Here is a 17,095-nt window from a genome sequence, read left to right as displayed (position 1 = left end):
CCGTATCCCTATCGTGACGGATCGAAACCGAGCGCCTTCATCGCCTGGGCGATGCCTTGCGGGGCATAGTCGGCCCAGGGATCATTTCCCACATCCAGCCGTTCATGGACGGTAGCGATCGTCCATTGCGCCGAGCTTTTCAGCGAGCTCAGTTCGTCCCACGTCACAGGCACCGAAATCGGCAGTCCCGGCCTGCCTCGCGCGGACCATGCCGCCACGGTCGTGCTGCCAAAGCCGTTTCGCAGATAGTCCGCAAAGATCTTTCCTACCCGATTGCGCGGGCCGCTCTTGGCGACAAACAGCTGGGGTATCGTGCGGGCCAGATGACGCACGATCGCTGCCGAGAAATCCTTTACCGTGTCCCAGTCGTACTGCCTGCGGATCGGTACAACAATGTGCAGGCCCTTTCCTCCGCTGGTTTTCAGCCAGCTCTGCAGACCCAGTTCGTGCATCAGGACGCGGACCAATTCTGCGCCCTGCTGCACGCCTTTCCATGACATTCCTTCTCCTGGATCCAGGTCCAATACCATGCGATCCGGTTTGGTGATGGCGGTTTTAATCGCGTTCCAGGTGTGAAACTCGACGACGTTCAATTGCGCCGCTGCCAGAATGCCCTCGGCCTTGGCGATCTCCATCAGCGGAGGATGTCCGGGTTGCAATCGCTCGGGCAGCATCGTCACGCCCGTAATGTCCGCATCGGAATGCTTCTGAAAAAATTGCTCTCCCTGTATGCCTGCCGGCATCCTCATGAACGACACAGGCCGCCGCTGCAGATGTTCCATCATCAAAGGCGCCACCAGCGCGTAATAGCGTGCCAGGTCCAGTTTTGTCAGGCCGGACGACGGGTCGATCACCCGTTCAGGGTGCGATAGTTTCAGTGCTTTGGCAGAGGGGGCATCGCTCTGCGCCCGCCTGGTGCGTCGTCCGTCTGGTTTGTTGGCGACTTTCTCTGCCGGTACAGGTTTTTCTCGCACGATCTCATCAGCCGGCTTGTCCGTACGCAATCCCTTGAACGTCGCATGGCGCACATGACCGCCATGGGTCCATTGGGCAAACGATACTTCGCAGACCAGCTTGGGCTGCACCCACCGGATATCTCTGCCCCCTGGAGGCCGTCCTTCGGTAATTGCGGGGCTCGACTGTTCGATACGCTCGAGTTTCTGATGCAGCTCGCGCAACAGATGATCGTCGAACCCCGTTCCTACCTTGCCGGCATACCGCAGGCCTCCATCACGGCCGTGGACGGCCAGCAGCAGCGCACCGAATCCCGCTCGTCCGCCCTTTGGCAAGGTATAGCCGACGATCACGAACTCCTGCCGCCGCCCGCACTTGACCTTGATCCAATCGTCCGAGCGCCGCGAGACATACGGCGCCGACGGCCGCTTGCCAATCACACCTTCGAGGCCAAGCTTGCAGGCCGAGGCGACCAAATCCGACACTGGCTTTTCAAAAGCCTCACTGAATCGCAGAGGAGAGCCTTTTTTGGATTTGCTGACTAACTGATGCAGCAACTGACGGCGCAGCGTGAGCGGCTCGCTGCTGATGTCGCGGCCTGCGATATAAGGCAGGTCAAATGCATAGAAGACGATGTCCTTGGTACGCTCTGTGTCAAAGGCGTTCTGCAGGGATTGAAAACTGGGAATGCCCTCGCTGGACAACACAACGATCTCACCATCCACCCATGCGTTGCCAAAACCGGTATCGCGCTGCAGCTCGCTGAACTCGCGCACCAGATGCGGCATTTTGGCGCTCCAGTCGTGTCCGTTGCGCGTGAATAGCTTTACCTCTGCACCCTCTATCCTGGCCAGAATCCGGTATCCGTCGAATTTCATCTCATACAGCCAATCCTGCGCACCGCGTGGCACGGCGTCCACCAGCGTGGCCAGTTGCGGTTTCATCTGCGTGGGGAGTTTCGCTGCCCTGCCGGGCAAGGCGGTTTCGTCAGACGCAGAAGAGACATCACTTTTGGAATTCCGCTTGCCTGATGATGCTGCGGCCGGTTTCTGGTCACGCAACGGCACCACACTGTCCGGCATTTCGTCCACCACACTGAACTCGGATTCGGATCGGGCGTACTCGTCTTTTTCTTTGATCAATAGCCACGGTGGCTGCCGCTCTGACGCTTTGTTTTTGAATCGCACGAGCGCCCATCGGCCGCGCATCTTCTTGCCTAGCAGCTCGAACTTCAGGTGTCCTGACTGGTAACCCCGCCGAGGATCGCCGATCGGGCTCCAATGTCCCTCGTCCCAGATGATGACTTTGCCGGCGCCGTATTGGCCTTTCGGTATGGTCCCCTCGAACTGGTTGTACGCAATGGGGTGATCCTCGACTTGTACCGCCATGCGCTTTACCGAGGGATCAAAAGAAGGCCCTTTGGGAACCGCCCAGCTTTTCATGGTGCCGTTGAGTTCCAGCCGGAAATCGTAGTGCAGACGGCTTGCCCAGTGTTTCTGAATGACGAATACCAGCCCCTCGTCGTTGGAATCTCCACCGCCGGAGGGCTCCGGGGTCACCGAGAAATTTCGTTTCTCGCGGTATTTTTTCAGACTGTCCACCATGATCAGGCTGCCTTTCGCGCCGGTTTGCCGCGTTTTTTAGCCGTCGCAGTTTTGCTCGCCGAGGCTTTCTTTGCCGGGGATTTGCGGGTTGTTTTTTTTGCCCCGCCAGAGGCAGCCTTGCCGCGCGATGTTTTCGCAGAGCCGCCCCGCCCCAGACTGCGTTGCAGCAACTCCGTCAAGTCAATGACATTATCTGCATAGGCGGGCGCCTCCTCTTGCGGCTCGATGACGGTCTCAGTTTTGCCGGCCTTCACCTTTTGTTGCACCAGATGCATGATGGCCGACTTGAACTCATCCTGGTATTGCTCCGGATTCCATTCCTCGGACATCTCGTCGACCAGCATTTTCGCCATCTTCAGTTCGGATGCACTGGGCGACATGCTTTTGGCTCCGGTCTTTGGCAGATCCAGCCCGTCCGGCGATTTCACCTCGTCGCCCCAGCGCATCAGGTTCAACACCAGCGCATCCCCGGATGGGATCAGCGCCGCCAGATGCTGTTTTGTCTGGATCACCACTTTGGCGATCCCGATCTTTCCTGTCTTGACCAATGTGTCGCGCAATAGCGCATACACCTTATGGCCTTTGTTGATAGGCGCGACGTAGTACGGACGCTCCAGAAAGACGAACGACACCTCCTCTGCTCGGACGAACTGCTGAATTTCTATGGTCTGCGTCGTGCGCGGATAGGCTTCCGAGATCTCGTCAGGCGAGACGATGACGTATTGACCATCCTCGTACTCGACGCCCTTCACGATATCTTTGGATTGGATCTCTTTTCCGGTTCGTTTGTTGATGCGCTTGTATCCCACAGGATCCATCGAACGCCGGTCCAGCCAGTCGAAGTCCACGCCCGATTCGGTGGTCGCCGTATGCAAGCCGACCGGAATATGGACGAGACCGAACGTGATGGCACCCTTCCAGATGGTGCGTGTGGCCATAAGCGATTCTCCAAGGCAGTGAAACCAGTAAACTGTCCAACCCATCTACCGAATGCCCTCAGGGTTTGCACCAAGGCCAAGCAAGTATCATGCCTGCCCCGGCTCCCCCTTTGAATACTGGTCTGAGAGCATGGGCCAAGCGTATCAAGCGCGACGGCTTGACGCTATGGTTTGCCGCCCGGCATCCGCACACGCCCTGGTATGCCAAGGCTTTGGGCGTATTTGCCGTCGCCTATGCGCTCAGCCCCATCGACCTGATCCCGGATTTCATCCCTGTGCTGGGATATCTCGACGATGTGATCTTATTACCGGGCCTGATTTGGCTGGCAGTCAAGCTTTTGCCGAGTGATGTGCTGCATGAATGCCGGGCTCAGGCAGACGCTCGAATGCAGGCAAACGAGCCCAAGCCTCGCAATTGGACCGCAGCGGTGGTCATCGTGGCAGTATGGATCGTCCTATTGATCGCAGCATGGCAGTGGTGGGCGGCCTGAATGCAAAATCGAAGATATGCCGCCATCTCGCGTATTAGGGTCTCATTCGCCCACACCTAGCCGAGCGGGAGCCGGTCAGCCTTGGTCTTATATAAGACTCAAACTCAAAAATATGCAAGTCTTCTATAAGACTTTCACCACTTTTGCCCTTGTCGGGATTACAATAGAGTCTTCATGGCGGCAATACCTACCCAAAGCAGTCCATAACGGGGGGATTACCGGCATGACGGGCAGACGCCTGGTGCGCCCTCCCGTTTCACCCACCCTACGATGACATCGGCAACGGTGTCCGGCAACGCATGTCCGGATGGCGCCTGGCGCCCGGGCAAAAACGAAGACTATGGCTCTAACTCCGAAGATTATCTATACCCTCACTGACGAAGCTCCGGCGCTCGCTACCCGTTCGTTGCTGCCCATCGTTCAGTCTTTCGCTAAATCCGCAGGCATTACGGTCGAAACCCGCGATATTTCGCTGGCTGGCCGCATTATTGCCGTGTTCCCCGACTATCTGGACGATAGCCAGAAAATCGGTGACGCATTGGCCGAGCTGGGTGCGCTGGCCGTCACCCCCGACGCCAACATCATCAAATTGCCCAATATCAGCGCCTCGATGCCCCAGTTGAAAGCTGCCATCAAGGAACTGCAAGCCCAAGGCTACAAGCTGCCGGATTATCCGGACGAGCCCGCCAACGACACCGAGCGCGACGTGAAAGCGCGCTACGACAAGGTCAAGGGCAGTGCCGTGAACCCGGTGCTGCGCGAGGGCAACTCCGACCGCCGCGCCCCCCTGTCGGTCAAGAACTACGCACGCAAGCATCCCCACAAGATGGGCGCGTGGACCGCTGATTCCAAATCGCACGTCAGCCATATGGATGACGGCGACTTCTACGGCAGCGAAAAGTCGACCACCGTGGCGACCGCTGGCGACGTCAAGATCGAGCTGACCGCCGCCGATGGCACCAAAACGGTGCTCAAGGACAAGACCCCGGTCAAGGTCGGTGAAATCATCGACGCGTCGGTGCTGTCCACCGCCAAGCTGCGCAGCTTCCTGCAAGCCCAGATCGCCGACGCCAAGGCCAAGGGCGTGCTGTTCTCGGTCCACCTGAAAGCCACCATGATGAAGGTCTCCGACCCCGTCATCTTTGGCCACGTGGTGTCCGTGTTCTACCAAGACGTGCTGGCTCGCCATGCCGACGCGCTGAAACAAGTCGGTTTCGACCCCAACAACGGGATCGGCGACCTGTACGCGAAGATCACCGCCCTGCCCGAGGCTCAACAAGCCGCCATCAAGGCCGACATCGACGCCGCCTACAAGGATCTGCCCGCCTTGGCCATGGTGAACTCCGATCGCGGCATCACCAACCTGCACGTGCCCAGCGATGTGATCGTCGACGCATCGATGCCGGCCATGATCCGTGATTCCGGCAAAATGTGGAACGCCGCCGGCGAACTGCAAGACGCCAAGGCTGTCATTCCGGACCGCTGCTACGCCGGTGTCTACCAAGCCGTCATCGACGACTGCAAGGCCCGCGGCGCTTTCGATCCCGTGACCATGGGCAGCGTGCCCAACGTCGGCCTGATGGCTCAGGCTGCCGAGGAATACGGTTCGCACAACAAGACGTTCGTGATTCCCGCCGACGGCACCGTGCGCGTGACTGACACAGCCGGCACCGTGTTGCTCGAGCATGCCGTTCAGGCCGGCGATCTCTGGCGCATGTGCCAGACCAAGGACGCCGCGGTACAAGACTGGGTCAAGCTGGCCGTCACCCGCGCCCGCCTGACCAAGACGCCCGCGGTCTTCTGGCTGGACGAAAAGCGCGCCCACGACGCCCAACTGATCGTCAAGGTCAAGAAATACCTGGCCGACCACGACACCAAGGGCCTGGAACTGCATATTTTCGACCCGGTCCAAGCGACCCGTTTTTCGCTGGAACGCATCCGCGCCGGCAAGGACACCATCTCGGTGACCGGCAACGTGCTGCGCGACTACCTGACCGACTTGTTCCCCATCATGGAACTGGGCACCAGCGCCAAGATGTTGTCCATCGTGCCGTTGATGGCCGGCGGCCAGCTGTTCGAAACCGGTGCAGGCGGCTCTGCGCCCAAGCACGTGCAGCAGTTCGTCGAAGAAGGCTTCCTGCGTTGGGATTCGCTGGGCGAATTCATGGCGCTGGCCGAATCGCTGGATCACCTGGGCCGCGCCTATAACAACCCGCGCGCCAGCGTGTTGGCTCGTGCGTTGGACCAGGCCACGTCGAAGTTCCTCGACAACAACAAGTCGCCGGCACGCAAAGTCGGTGGCCTGGACAACCGTGGCAGCCACTTCTACCTGGCGATGTACTGGGCTGAAGCCCTGGCCTCGCAGACCGAGGATGCCGAGTTGGCCCAGCAGTTCAAGGCTCCGGCGGCCGCGTTTGGCGAGTTCGAAACCAAGATCCTGAACGAGCTGAAAGCCGCTCAAGGCAAGCCCGTGGACATCGGCGGCTATTACCAGCCCAACGAAGCCAAGGCCAGCGCCGCGATGCGCCCCAGCGCCACGCTGAATCAGGTCCTGTCCTCGATCGGCTGATCCAGCCAATCAAAGGGGAAACTCACCTCCCCCTGCAAACGGGTCGGCGACCATGAGGCCCGTTTGTCAGCGCAATGCTACTGGTCATAGAAGGCCTGAATCTGGCGTTAGCCGGATTCAGGCCTTTGTCATTCTGTGCCCACGACAGAATCGTGTCGCGGCGGCTCACATTTCAATTTCGTTTGACATTGAAACGATCCGATTTTGGGGCCACATGGATCGCTTTTGAAACGTCATATTGTCAACGGCATAGAGTGTGAAGCAGTGTTCTTGCAGCGGCTATGCACCGACGTCCAATACAGCGCGTGTCAAACCTTCGTGGCATGCCAAGGTTTCAAGGTCACTATCCGTTCTCACCCGTTCAAGGTTGTTGTTCGGGTTCTACTTTATTGAGGAAGACGTATGAGACCAATCAGCCTCTCGGAACTCTCCGATGTAGCAGGAGGAGAGTTACAGCAGCGCTTTGAGCCCCCACGGCCGGGCAACGATGCCGGGTTCCATGTTGATTTCGTCCGTCAACGCGATGGTTCGACCGACATTCACTTGAAAGACCGCTCCGGCAAACTAGTTTGGAGTCAAAACTCAGGTGTAGGCTTGGGTTGTTTCATGGTCGGCGCAGGTGCTGGAACTATCGCAGGAGGACTGACCGGGAACCCACTATTAGGAGGCGCCGCCGGGGTTGCTACTAGACAAGGTTGTAACGCACTCGGCCAGTCATCGCGTTCCCGCCATTGATTGTCAGCATAGGAAGAGCTACAGCAGGTTGATGTAATCAGGGCATTATGCAGAATCTGGTGTCCTGATTATCTCTATATGCTTTGTTCACTGAGTCCTACCTATTTTTAAGTAAATAGCATCCGTACGCTTATCACAGCAAAATTTCAGAAGGAATATTGATCGATGGGTAAATTGCGTGATACGCGGCTCGTCTACCGAGAGAGGCTAATCGTCTACGCTATCGGCGTGACCATCTGCCTTGCATCAGCGCAATATGGGGAGAGTCCAGTAGTCATGGCAGTTATACCGGCTATTTCAATGTGGATCTCCATGAGTATTGTTATACATGTATGTATGAGTTTAATGCACGCTTTTCGAGATCCGATCACGAGCTCTTTGGGTGTGCCCAATCGTGTGCTTAACGTTATTTTCCTTGTTGTGGGCTTGACCATCATTGCCGCTGCAACATGGTACGCCTCGGCAGACATAGGAACCTGGGGATGCCTTTTCCTACTGTTTGCCCTAGATGGAAGACTCTGCGAGCGCGAGAGCTGGCGCAGGTACAGATTAAGACAGGCGCGCGAAATAGCAGGCTCTGACTGAATGTGTTATCGCCCCTAAGAGCGTCACACTCACTCGAACGCCTCCCTCCGCGCTGTCTCTGGCACGGTGTGGCCCGTTTCCGTAGAATCTTCGCGCCGACGCCTACACCCACGGCGCTTGCAGCCCTTCGGCCTGTAGTGCGCGTTGCACCGCCGGGCGGGCCAGTACGCGTTCCAGATAGCGGCCGATGTGCGGCAGATTGCGGGCCGGGCGCGTAAAGCCTCGGGTCCAGCGGCACAGCATCAGGACGTAGGGATCCAGGATAGAGAACTGTTCGCCAAGGAACCATGGACCTTTGGCGGCTGCCAAATGCGCCTCTATCTGGTCCACAAGACCATTGACCTTCGTTTCCGCGTGAGCCTTGATTTGTGCAGCGCCTTCAGTGTTGCCCTCGTCCACCCATCGTTCCGGATAGAAATAGCCGAGCAGCGTGCTCTGCAGCGTATTGGTCAGCCACATCAGCCATTTATAGAACTGCGCGCGCTCAGACGTGCCCAATTCGGGCGCCAGTTTTTTGTCCGGGTGGGTATCGGCCAAATGCAGACAGATTGCGGCCGTTTCGTATAGCACCAGATCGCCATCGACCAGCACGGGAATGAGGCCATTCGGATTGAGCTGGAGATAATCCGCAGATTTATGCGCATTGTGGGCGCGATCGACAAAGGCGAGCTCAAACGGTTTTCCGATTTCTTCGAGCACGCAATGCGGTGCCATGCTGGCATTGCCGGGATGATAAAAAAGTTTCGTCACGATTCTGTCGTTGATTGTCAGATGGGATCAGCAGCCCCCTGGGCCGCCTACGGAACGCGGTATCCGAGCATATGGCAAGGCCAGCACGGGGTCAATGATCGAGATAAGGCCTCGTTGCCGAGGGCATATAGGCTAGGTGCAACGAAGCGTCATCAAGGCTACACAATTGATTCTTAGCATGGCGGGCTTTTCAACCGTTGATAAGCGCCATGCACGCCAAACTCCCTTATTCTCGTCCGTTCCCCGTTCTCGCGCTGCGTCTGACCACCCTCGCAGTCATGATGGCCTTGTCCGCCTGCGGCAGTGGCAGCGATGATGACGACGATGTCGCTTCCGGCGGCGACTATGTTGTTCCTGCTGCACCGGCTGGTCTCGGATACGAAGACAGCGCGCCGCTGCCCTCGGGCATTCAATATTTTGTCGACACTGCAGCGACCAATGTGCGTGGCGATGCTTGCCACGCCACGATTGAAACCAATGCGGGCGTGCGCGTATTGCAGGGCTTTTTGAAAGTCTGGGAGCCCAGCACCCGCCTCGTTGACGCGGGTGTATCCGCCGAAGGCAGCAACGGATGCACCGGCTTTGACGCATCGGACTGGAGCGGCACTCCCGGAGACGCGACCGATGGCAAGGTCCTCAATGCCGCCGTTCATGCCGAAAACATTGCGTTCTCTGCACGCACCACGCAAAACCGTACGGCCGCGCAGGAACTCGCCGCCTATCTCGATGACCGCCGTGGCAAAAACTACAGCGTCACCGACGGCATGGGGCCGTTGACGGACTACTGGCGTACTGCGGCGCAGCAGACCTCGACGTTTGCGGGTGCCACCTCTATCCCCGCCGAGGCCTATACCACCAACCTGAACGACTCAGGCAATAACACCGGCGTGGCGGGTGATGCCAACCCCTCGTTCGGCACCGTCATCACTTTTGTACAGAGCATGGGCGCCGACGCCTCGACCGAACCCGGCAAGCGTTTTTATAAATACGGACGTCCGTGGCGTTGGAGCAGCGATGTCATCATCGCACCCTCGCTGGAAACCGCCAAAAGCAGCACGCCGGCCACTGATGGCGGATATCCGAGCGGACATACGGCGGAAGCTGTGCGCAATGCCATCGCCATGGCCTACCTCGTGCCCGAACGTTTCCAGGAGATGATCGCGCGCAGCATGGAGCTGGGCTACAACCGCATCATGGCCGGCATGCACTCGCCGCTGGATGTGACGGGCGGCCGTATCCTGGGCACCGCCTCGGCAGTGGCCAACATCTACAACAGCGACTCGGGAGTCCGCCAGGCAGCCTTTACACAGGCCCACGACACGCTGCAAGCTGCCGTCGGCGCAGCGACCGAAGAAGACTTCTACGACTTCGCCCATTCGCAAGACGTGTCGGCAGACCGCTTTGCCGATCATGCAGCGAATGCACAGACCTATCGCTATCGCCTGACCTGGGATTTCGAGCGCACCAGCGATGCAGATAGCGACGCCGTCGTGCCCAAGGGCGCCGAGGTTGTGCTGGAAACTCGCCTGCCCTATCTCAGCGCTGATCAACGCCGCGTCGTACTCAAGACCACGGCCGTGCCCGCTGGTTATCCCGTGCTGGATGATGAAGAAGGCTACGGCCGCCTGAACCTGTTCGCGGCTGCCGACGGCTATGGTGCATTCAACGGCGACGTCACCGTGACCATGGATGCCAGCCAGGGCGGCTTCAACGCCATGGACAGCTGGCGTAACGACATCACTGGCGAAGGGAAGCTGACCAAGAAAGGCAGCGGCACCCTGGCATTGGCCGGGGCAAACGAGTACAGCGGCGGCACCGAAATTTCGGAAGGCACGCTACGCGCAGACTCGGAATCTGCGTTGGGCGCCGGTGCCGTCTATATCGATGGCGGTACGTTGGAGGTCAACGCCAAGAACGCCGTGCAAGTGAAAGGTACCTACACTCAACTGGGTTCCGGTACGTTGTCGGTCAATCTGGGGAGCGAAAACGCAGGCCAACTCTCCGTGGCAGGCGTCGCCGCATTAGGCGGTACGCTGCAGGTTGAGTTCGCCGAAGGCTACACCCCTGCGGCAGGCCAAACACTGACGGTGCTCAATGCCAAAGGCCTTCACGGCCAATTTGATAGCGTGAGCGTCGACGGCTTCAAAGCCACGGTGACTTACGGCACGGGGACCGTCCAAGTGCACTTGGATTCCGAGGCCTGATCCGCCGCGACGGCGACGCGGTGCGCGACATTTGCATCGCGTCGCTGATTGCCCCAACCATGTCATCGGCATTCAGAAACCATAAAAACCGGCAAGGTTTGCCAGACGACGGCCAGTCCGGACAACAGACACAATGCAATGGTCAGTTTGGCATGAAACTTCGGCAACCCATAGGCCGCGATACGTTGATGCTGGCGTATCGCGGCCCACGTCATTGCGCTTAATGCCAAGGCACTGGCACACAGAATGACCCAAGACGAAATCGGCAGCGCCATCCAAACCGTGCCCAGCCAGGATTGCGGACGGGCGCAGTGCAGCGCATTGACGATATAAATGAACAGATAATGCACCAGCCAGATCACCGGACCAGCGATCAGGAATAACAGTTCGACCCAAAATCTCGTTCGCATGGCCAGCTACCCCGCTGCCAGTCGTGGAAAACCATGAATGATTCCCAGACTGATCAAACCCTGCGCCACCGTGTAGTGCCAGATAATCAAGGTCGAATCGACACACGCTCGCCGTGCGGCGCTCAACCTGCCTGCCAATAGCCGCGCGACCGTGAATATCCCCATCAAGCAGGTCAACACAATGAATGTGGCTTGCAGGCCGATCAGGGCAAACACAACGGCTGCATAGGCCGATTCCTGAGGCCGCAGGCCCTGTTGCCAGTAGGTATACAGATCCAAGGCGCTCGCTGCTATCAATAGCACCATACCCAAGGGCAGATAGCCCTTCAACGCCCCTACTCCCCCTCGACTCAGCTTTCGCGCGGCATGTATCGCTACGGCGCACGCCCCCACGAGCAGAACGGCAGACAACCCGGGCCACGCGAGCGGCAAAAGCGCGGCAGCAGAAGGCCAGACCTCTGGGGACGTGACCCATAAAAACAGATAAGCAAAAATCAACGCACCAAAAATACTGAGGCACACAATGATCAGCATCATCATGGCCCACCAGGCATGAGACGCCCGGCCTGAACACCCCATGGGCAGTCGAATGCCTGCCCCGATGCTGACGGGTGGAATGTCAGGCGCCCTATCTGCGTCCCATAGCCAGCGCCATATAGCCGCAATCGCCAGCACACCGCAGACCCCGGCGGGCAAAGTCAGTTTGAAAGTCAGCAACAGAAAAAAGCCCGCCGTCCCTAGCGCCGCCACGAACGGCGACCATCCTGGCCCCGGCAATGGCAACACATACTCGGGCCTGGCATCCAGTGCGTTTGTCACTAACGTCGAACGCAGTCCTGCAGGCGCATTGGGCAGAAAGTAGCGCCCCGCCGCCACATCCTCATCGATGCCCGGCTGGTCCCATAGCGGTTCACGTGTGGTAACGACAGGAATGCTGCGCAGCCCGTGATTCGCCGAGGGCAGCCACTCGAGTGTGCCTGCATTCCATACGTTGCCCGCATTGTGCTCGCTGCTGGGTCGGAAGTTACGCACCAGATCCCATAGAAACACCAACACCCCGGCGCCGATCAGGTATGCGCCAATCGTCGACACCATATTGAGTGTTCCCCAACCTTGACTCTCTGCATAGGTGTAGACGCGGCGCGGCATCCCCGCCAACCCCGTCAGATGCATGGGGAAAAACGCCACATTGAAGCCGACGAACATCAACCAGAATGCCCAGCGGCCGAGGCGTTCGGACAGTGCCCGCCTACTGACGAACGGCATCCAGTAATAAAAGGCCGCAAACAAAGGGAACACCATGCCCCCAAACAAGACGTAATGCAGATGCGCGACGATGAAGTACGTGTCATGCACTTGCATATCAAAGGGAATGACCGCCACCATGACGCCGGTCAGCCCGCCCAATATGAAAATGAAAAAGAAACCCAGGATGAACAGCATGGGCGTCTTGATCGGCCGCAGGCGCACGGCGGCAGCGATCGTGGCGATCCATGCAAATACCTGAATCGCGGTGGGTACGGACACCGCCATGCTCGCTGCTGAGGCAAAGCTCAGGGACAGCGGTGGAATACCCGTGGCATACATGTGATGCACCCACAATCCAAAACTGAGGAACGCCGTACCTATGATCGCCAATACCACCAGACGGTAGCCGATCAACGGCGTACCCGTCATAGCAGGAATGATCATCGACACCATTCCGGCCGCCGGCAGAAAAATGATGTAGACCTCGGGATGGCCAAAGAACCAGAACAAATGCTGCCACAGCAGCGGGTCGCCGCCGCGCTCGGCGATAAAGAACGGCATATCAAATGCACGCTCCAACTCCAGTAATGCCGTGGCCACGATCACCGCTGGAAAGGCGACGATGACCATTCCGCTGAATACCAACATCACCCACGCGAAAATAGGCATTTTTTCCAGCGACATCCCGGGCGCGCGCGTGCGGAGAATGCCCACCGCCAACTCCACGGCACCGGCAATAGCCGATATCTCGATAAACCCTATTCCCAGCAGCCACAAATCGGCATTGACCGCGGGCGAATACTGCGTACTGGTGAGCGGCGGGTACATGAACCACCCGCCATCCGGCGCGAGGCCTGCAAACAAACTGCAGAAAAACACCACGCCGCCTACGGCATAGGCCCAATACGCATAGGCCGACAACCGGGGAAACGGCAGGTCGCGCGCGCCCAGCATGTTGGGCAGGAGCAGCACGGCTACCGCTTCGACTGCCGGCACCGCGAACAGAAACATCATCACTGTCCCGTGCATGGTGAACAGCTGGTTGTACAGCTCGTGACTGATCAGTCCGCTTTCCGGCACGGCCAACTGTGCGCGCATAAGCAGCGCCAACACCCCGGCCAGCACAAAAAACAGCAGCGCCGTACCGATATAGAGCACGCCTATGTGGGTGTTGTTGACGACCGTCAGCGATCTGACTCCACTCGGGCGCCGCCAGACTTGCTCCAATAGCTCGAGCTCCCCTGGAGGACGGGGAAGCGGATTCGGCAGAGACTGCGATGGCGTGGATACTGGAACAGGTGTCGTCATTTCAGGCTCTGCAAATAAGTGGCCACGGCGCGTAATTCCTCGCCCGACCAGTGATCGAATGACGGCATGGGATTGCCTGGCTTGATGCGCTGGCTGGCGGCGATCCATCCCGCCAATGCCCCGACGTTATTCGGCAAGGTCCCCGCAGCGAGCGATGAACGGCTGCCCACATGAGTCAGGTCTGGCCCTGAGGTCCCCGCGGCGGCCGTACCGCGCACGGTATGGCAGGCAGCACAGGCCTGGACAAACCGCTCGGCCCCCGGTTGCAGCTCCGGCCCGGCCTCTCTGGCGGGGCGACGTTGCGCAGACAACCAAGCGTCGAACGCCTCCGGCGCCAATGCGTGCACCGAGAAACGCATCTTCGCGTGCTGCGCCCCGCAGTATTCAGCACATACGCCGTGGAACACGCCCGGTTCCTCTGCCTGCACCGTCATGCGGTTGACGTGGCCAGGGATCATGTCCAGTTTGCCGCCCAGCTCCGGCGCCCAGAAGCTATGAATGACGTTGTCCGACTTGAGCACCATATCCACGGGTACGCCCGCTGGAATACGGATTTCATTGGCGGTTTCGAACCATAGCGAACCCGAGGCGTCCTGATAACGCACGCGCCACCACCAGATTTCGCCGACGACTTCGATCTGCAGGCGTGGCGCCGCCTCCCGTTTCATCGATCCTGGCACGCCCAGGGTATAGGACAGCAATACGGTCAACACGATCACTGGAAAGGCAATGCCGGCGAAGTAGATGATCGCGGGGCGCGACAGCCGGTCGCGAATGCGCGCCGGACCGAATACGGCAAAGGCGATCAGTACCGCCATCGCCACAAAAATGATGGCTGCCCCTGCGAAGAGCACATCCCCGAGTTCGGCGGTCCGGATCGCGGCTTCACTGGATGGCTGCTCGCCGCGTGCCGCTTGCGCTCGCGCCAGCGACCGCCACGTTAAAGCGGACCAGACGGCGAACACCAGAAAGTGAGCGGCACCAGACATGTAGTAGGCAGAATCGGCGCGTAAATAGCAGGGACTGATCGTGGAGCATGCGCCGTACCCGGCCCAGGTACGAAACTTGCGCCCCGGTATGGCCATCAGGATCAGGAGCGAAAGACTTTGCGCGAGCCCGGCCGCACCCCTCTCTTTTTGCTGGCGATCCTCGGATTGAGTGGCCTGGCGGCCTGCGGCGACGCCAAGCCGCCGCTGACTCAGGACGCCTCTGCGGCTCGCCTGTTGAATCAGGCCGATCCAGATCGAGGCCGCCGGCTGATCGCCGAGAAAGGCTGCATCGCCTGTCATGCCGTACCGCAGATCCGCGCCCCCGTGTCCACGGTCGGCCCTCCCTTGAATGACATGCGTCGCCGAGCCTATCTGAGCGGTTTGCTGCCCAACACCCCGGCCAACCTGGTGCAGTGGTTGCTGGACCCGCCCGCGGTCAACCCTCGAACCGCCATGCCGAATACGGGATTGAGCGTGGCGCAAGCCGAGGACATTGCCGCCTTCTTAATCTCGTTACCCTGAGCAACGGTAAACATGAAAAGCTGCATACGCGTTGTCGTCCTTACCTTTGCCGGATTGGCCTTGTGCGGCGCGCTGGCCGCTGGCCTATTGGTCTATACAGGCTGGTACGACGTCAGCGCCACCCAACCGCATACGAAGCTGGTTCATCGGTTGTTGGATATAGGCCTGGCGCGTTCGGTCGCCGTGCGCGCCGAACAGATCCAAGAGCCGGATCTGAGTGGTGAGGCGCGTATTAAAAATGGATTTGAATTATTCCGTACGCACTGTGTTCAATGTCACGGCGCGCCCGGTGCGGCTCCAGCGCCCTATGCGTTGGGCCTGAATCCCGCTCCCGCATCCTTGGTCGCCAGCGCCCGCGAACGTCCGGCGACGGAAATTTTCTGGATTATCCGGGAGGGAATCAAGATGACCGGCATGCCAGCCTGGAAATACCGGCTGACGGATACCCAAATGTGGGATGTGGTGGCATTCATGCGGATATTGCCGACCTTGTCGGCGGTGGATTACCGGCAATGGGACGAGAGTTCGACGGCTAGATTGCCCCGGTCCGCGTCGTCTGCCTCCGCGCCGACCAACACAGTACGGCTCGGCGATGCCACCGCAGGGCGTCAAGCGCTAGAGCAATATCTCTGCGCCACCTGCCATGTCATTCCCGATGTGGCTGGCGCGTCTCACCACGTAGGCCCCTCACTAGGCGGTATTGCCGCCCGGCCCTTCATTGCTGGCGTGCTGCCCAATAATGCCGAAAACATGCGGCTATGGTTGATGGCGCCAACCACGATCAAACCTGGCACGGCAATGCCTGATTTGGGGATCAGCGATCAGGATGCGCGCGACATCGCGGCATTCCTCACCACCTTGTCCGACTCCCCATAGACAACAGACATTGCCAGTGCCCAATCATTAAGGTTTGCTCCGGGCGCCGGACCCTCTGTTGCGCTGGCTCTGTTGATCCTGGCCTGTCCCGATCTGCGTGGCGTGGCCTTCTTTCTTGCTGCGATTCTGTGTATCGCGATGGCTGCTTTGCGCTTCGCGCGCCGTATCGTCCTCGGACGGATTAGGCTTACTTTGTGGCTGCTTCATCGTCAATGTCCTTATTGGGTTGGGACCCGGCATCTCGCAAGTGCCATGCCAGATGCCGCGGTGGACGAATGCCAGCGCCAGCTCGCGCCATCCCTGTACTTTTTACCGGCGGGTATGGCCGAAACCCGGGCAGCCAGTGCTACCCGTAGCCGGCCTCATATCTTGACGGTGTACGGGGGACGGAACGTGTATGTGGGACGCGTCGCTTGCCTGAACTAAGGGACCATTTCCTCATCGCGCCGTCCATGCACGACCGCCTTGAACAGCGCCGCGACCGCCGTCGCAAATGCCTCGTCGAACCATGGGTTGGCGCCGCTCACGCCCACCACAATGCCGTCGAGGCAGACGCTACCCCACACGGTGCCGTCTTTCGCCTGCAACAAATGCGGCTTTAACGCTACGACTTCGTGGCTGGGCAAACCCGTGCGCCAGCTGAGCCTCGCCTTGCCTCGCGCAAACGCGCCATAGTCCGCGTCCCATTCTTCCGGATTGCCTATGCTTTCCTCATACAGGATCGCATCGGCAAAATCGCACCCGCCGGGCTTGGCCAAGGGGTTCATGACCACCACGTGTAAAAAACCGCTTTCTCCTACGCCTGCATCAGACAACGCGGCGTCCAACATCGGCCGCGCCAAGCGTACGGCTTGAACCGCGGCATCGCGATCCCAGTAGGCAGCGAGAGGGGCAGATGGCATGACAGATTCC

At 59.2% G+C, this 17,095-nt stretch carries 13 protein-coding genes; 5 read left to right on the top strand and 8 right to left on the bottom strand.

Annotated features, from left to right (window positions below; translation table 11 throughout):
* Window positions 1-8: 8 nt before the first annotated feature.
* A complete protein-coding gene (ligD, locus tag CAL20_RS11350; protein WP_094837910.1) occupies window positions 9-2,558 on the bottom strand; it encodes a DNA ligase D in 2,550 nt (849 codons plus the stop codon).
* 2 nt (window positions 2,559-2,560) lie between these two features.
* Window positions 2,561-3,496 (bottom strand): non-homologous end joining protein Ku, encoded by a 936-nt coding sequence (gene ku / locus CAL20_RS11345; protein WP_094837909.1) that lies wholly within the window; start codon window positions 3,494-3,496, stop codon window positions 2,561-2,563.
* An 89-nt stretch (window positions 3,497-3,585) separates the two neighbouring features.
* Between ku and CAL20_RS11340 the strand changes: the two genes are divergently transcribed.
* Together CAL20_RS11340 and CAL20_RS11335 are read left to right on the top strand one after the other, a co-directional pair.
* The gene (locus CAL20_RS11340; RefSeq protein ID WP_094837908.1) at window positions 3,586-3,987 is read left to right on the top strand and encodes a YkvA family protein; all 402 of its coding nucleotides are present in this window, start codon (window positions 3,586-3,588) and stop codon (window positions 3,985-3,987) included.
* A gap of 340 nt (window positions 3,988-4,327) precedes the next feature.
* Complete coding sequence (locus CAL20_RS11335; RefSeq protein ID WP_094838372.1) at window positions 4,328-6,556, top strand: NADP-dependent isocitrate dehydrogenase; 2,229 nt, start codon at window positions 4,328-4,330, stop codon at window positions 6,554-6,556.
* Between the two features lie 1,422 nt (window positions 6,557-7,978).
* On the opposite strand, the gene CAL20_RS11325 is transcribed toward CAL20_RS11335, so the two are convergent.
* Window positions 7,979-8,626, bottom strand: a complete 648-nt coding sequence (locus CAL20_RS11325) for a glutathione S-transferase family protein (RefSeq protein ID WP_094821094.1) — start codon at window positions 8,624-8,626, stop codon at window positions 7,979-7,981.
* A gap of 209 nt (window positions 8,627-8,835) precedes the next feature.
* Here CAL20_RS11325 and CAL20_RS11320 point away from each other — a divergent pair, with 209 nt between their 5' ends.
* Window positions 8,836-10,830, top strand: a complete 1,995-nt coding sequence (locus tag CAL20_RS11320) for an acid phosphatase (RefSeq protein ID WP_176456493.1) — start codon at window positions 8,836-8,838, stop codon at window positions 10,828-10,830.
* A gap of 62 nt (window positions 10,831-10,892) precedes the next feature.
* Here the strand turns inward: CAL20_RS11320 and CAL20_RS11315 are convergent, their stop codons facing one another.
* From CAL20_RS11315 to coxB, 3 genes are read right to left on the bottom strand one after another with little or no spacing between them, the layout of a single operon-like run.
* Window positions 10,893-11,240: a hypothetical protein gene (locus CAL20_RS11315; protein WP_094821093.1), complete on the bottom strand. Its 348-nt coding sequence runs from the start codon at window positions 11,238-11,240 to the stop codon at window positions 10,893-10,895.
* 6 nt (window positions 11,241-11,246) lie between these two features.
* On the bottom strand, window positions 11,247-13,796 hold the full coding sequence (gene ctaD, locus CAL20_RS11310; protein ID WP_094821092.1) for a cytochrome c oxidase subunit I: 2,550 nt from the start codon (window positions 13,794-13,796) through the stop codon (window positions 11,247-11,249).
* Window positions 13,793-14,785, bottom strand: a complete 993-nt coding sequence (gene coxB / locus CAL20_RS11305; protein ID WP_094838371.1) for a cytochrome c oxidase subunit II — start codon at window positions 14,783-14,785, stop codon at window positions 13,793-13,795. Before coxB ends, ctaD begins: the two co-directional genes overlap by 4 nt.
* 117 nt (window positions 14,786-14,902) lie before the next feature.
* Between coxB and CAL20_RS11300 the strand changes: the two genes are divergently transcribed.
* Both CAL20_RS11300 and CAL20_RS11295 read left to right on the top strand, forming a co-directional pair.
* On the top strand, window positions 14,903-15,307 hold the full coding sequence (locus tag CAL20_RS11300) for a c-type cytochrome (RefSeq protein ID WP_094821090.1): 405 nt from the start codon (window positions 14,903-14,905) through the stop codon (window positions 15,305-15,307).
* Between the two features lie 12 nt (window positions 15,308-15,319).
* Window positions 15,320-16,183 carry a c-type cytochrome gene (locus tag CAL20_RS11295; RefSeq protein ID WP_094837907.1) on the top strand — a complete coding sequence of 288 codons (864 nt, stop codon included), beginning with the start codon at window positions 15,320-15,322 and terminating at the stop codon, window positions 16,181-16,183.
* A gap of 27 nt (window positions 16,184-16,210) precedes the next feature.
* Here the strand turns inward: CAL20_RS11295 and CAL20_RS11290 are convergent, their stop codons facing one another.
* Together CAL20_RS11290 and CAL20_RS11285 are read right to left on the bottom strand one after the other, a co-directional pair.
* The gene (locus tag CAL20_RS11290; protein ID WP_094821088.1) at window positions 16,211-16,390 is read right to left on the bottom strand and encodes a hypothetical protein; all 180 of its coding nucleotides are present in this window, start codon (window positions 16,388-16,390) and stop codon (window positions 16,211-16,213) included.
* 215 nt (window positions 16,391-16,605) lie between these two features.
* Window positions 16,606-17,085 (bottom strand): hypothetical protein, encoded by a 480-nt coding sequence (locus tag CAL20_RS11285; RefSeq protein ID WP_094837906.1) that lies wholly within the window; start codon window positions 17,083-17,085, stop codon window positions 16,606-16,608.
* Window positions 17,086-17,095 lie beyond the last annotated feature (10 nt).

The organism is Bordetella genomosp. 4 (assembly GCF_002261185.1).
GTDB lineage: Bacteria > Pseudomonadota > Gammaproteobacteria > Burkholderiales > Burkholderiaceae_B > Bordetella_A.
The sequence above is the reverse complement of the archived record's forward strand: the minus strand, read 5'-3'. Positions and strand labels throughout refer to the sequence as shown.

Coding starts and splice junctions, on each gene's coding strand:
- ligD (WP_094837910.1), bottom strand. CDS start 2,558: ATGGTGGACAGTCTGAAAAAATACCGCGAGAAACGAAATTTCTCGGTG.
- CAL20_RS11320 (WP_176456493.1), top strand. CDS start 8,836: ATGCACGCCAAACTCCCTTATTCTCGTCCGTTCCCCGTTCTCGCGCTG.
- CAL20_RS11295 (WP_094837907.1), top strand. CDS start 15,320: ATGAAAAGCTGCATACGCGTTGTCGTCCTTACCTTTGCCGGATTGGCC.
- CAL20_RS11340 (WP_094837908.1), top strand. CDS start 3,586: ATGCCTGCCCCGGCTCCCCCTTTGAATACTGGTCTGAGAGCATGGGCC.
- coxB (WP_094838371.1), bottom strand. CDS start 14,785: ATGTCTGGTGCCGCTCACTTTCTGGTGTTCGCCGTCTGGTCCGCTTTA.
- CAL20_RS11285 (WP_094837906.1), bottom strand. CDS start 17,085: ATGCCATCTGCCCCTCTCGCTGCCTACTGGGATCGCGATGCCGCGGTT.
- CAL20_RS11315 (WP_094821093.1), bottom strand. CDS start 11,240: ATGCGAACGAGATTTTGGGTCGAACTGTTATTCCTGATCGCTGGTCCG.
- ku (WP_094837909.1), bottom strand. CDS start 3,496: ATGGCCACACGCACCATCTGGAAGGGTGCCATCACGTTCGGTCTCGTC.
- CAL20_RS11335 (WP_094838372.1), top strand. CDS start 4,328: ATGGCTCTAACTCCGAAGATTATCTATACCCTCACTGACGAAGCTCCG.
- ctaD (WP_094821092.1), bottom strand. CDS start 13,796: ATGACGACACCTGTTCCAGTATCCACGCCATCGCAGTCTCTGCCGAAT.
- CAL20_RS11290 (WP_094821088.1), bottom strand. CDS start 16,390: ATGAAGCAGCCACAAAGTAAGCCTAATCCGTCCGAGGACGATACGGCG.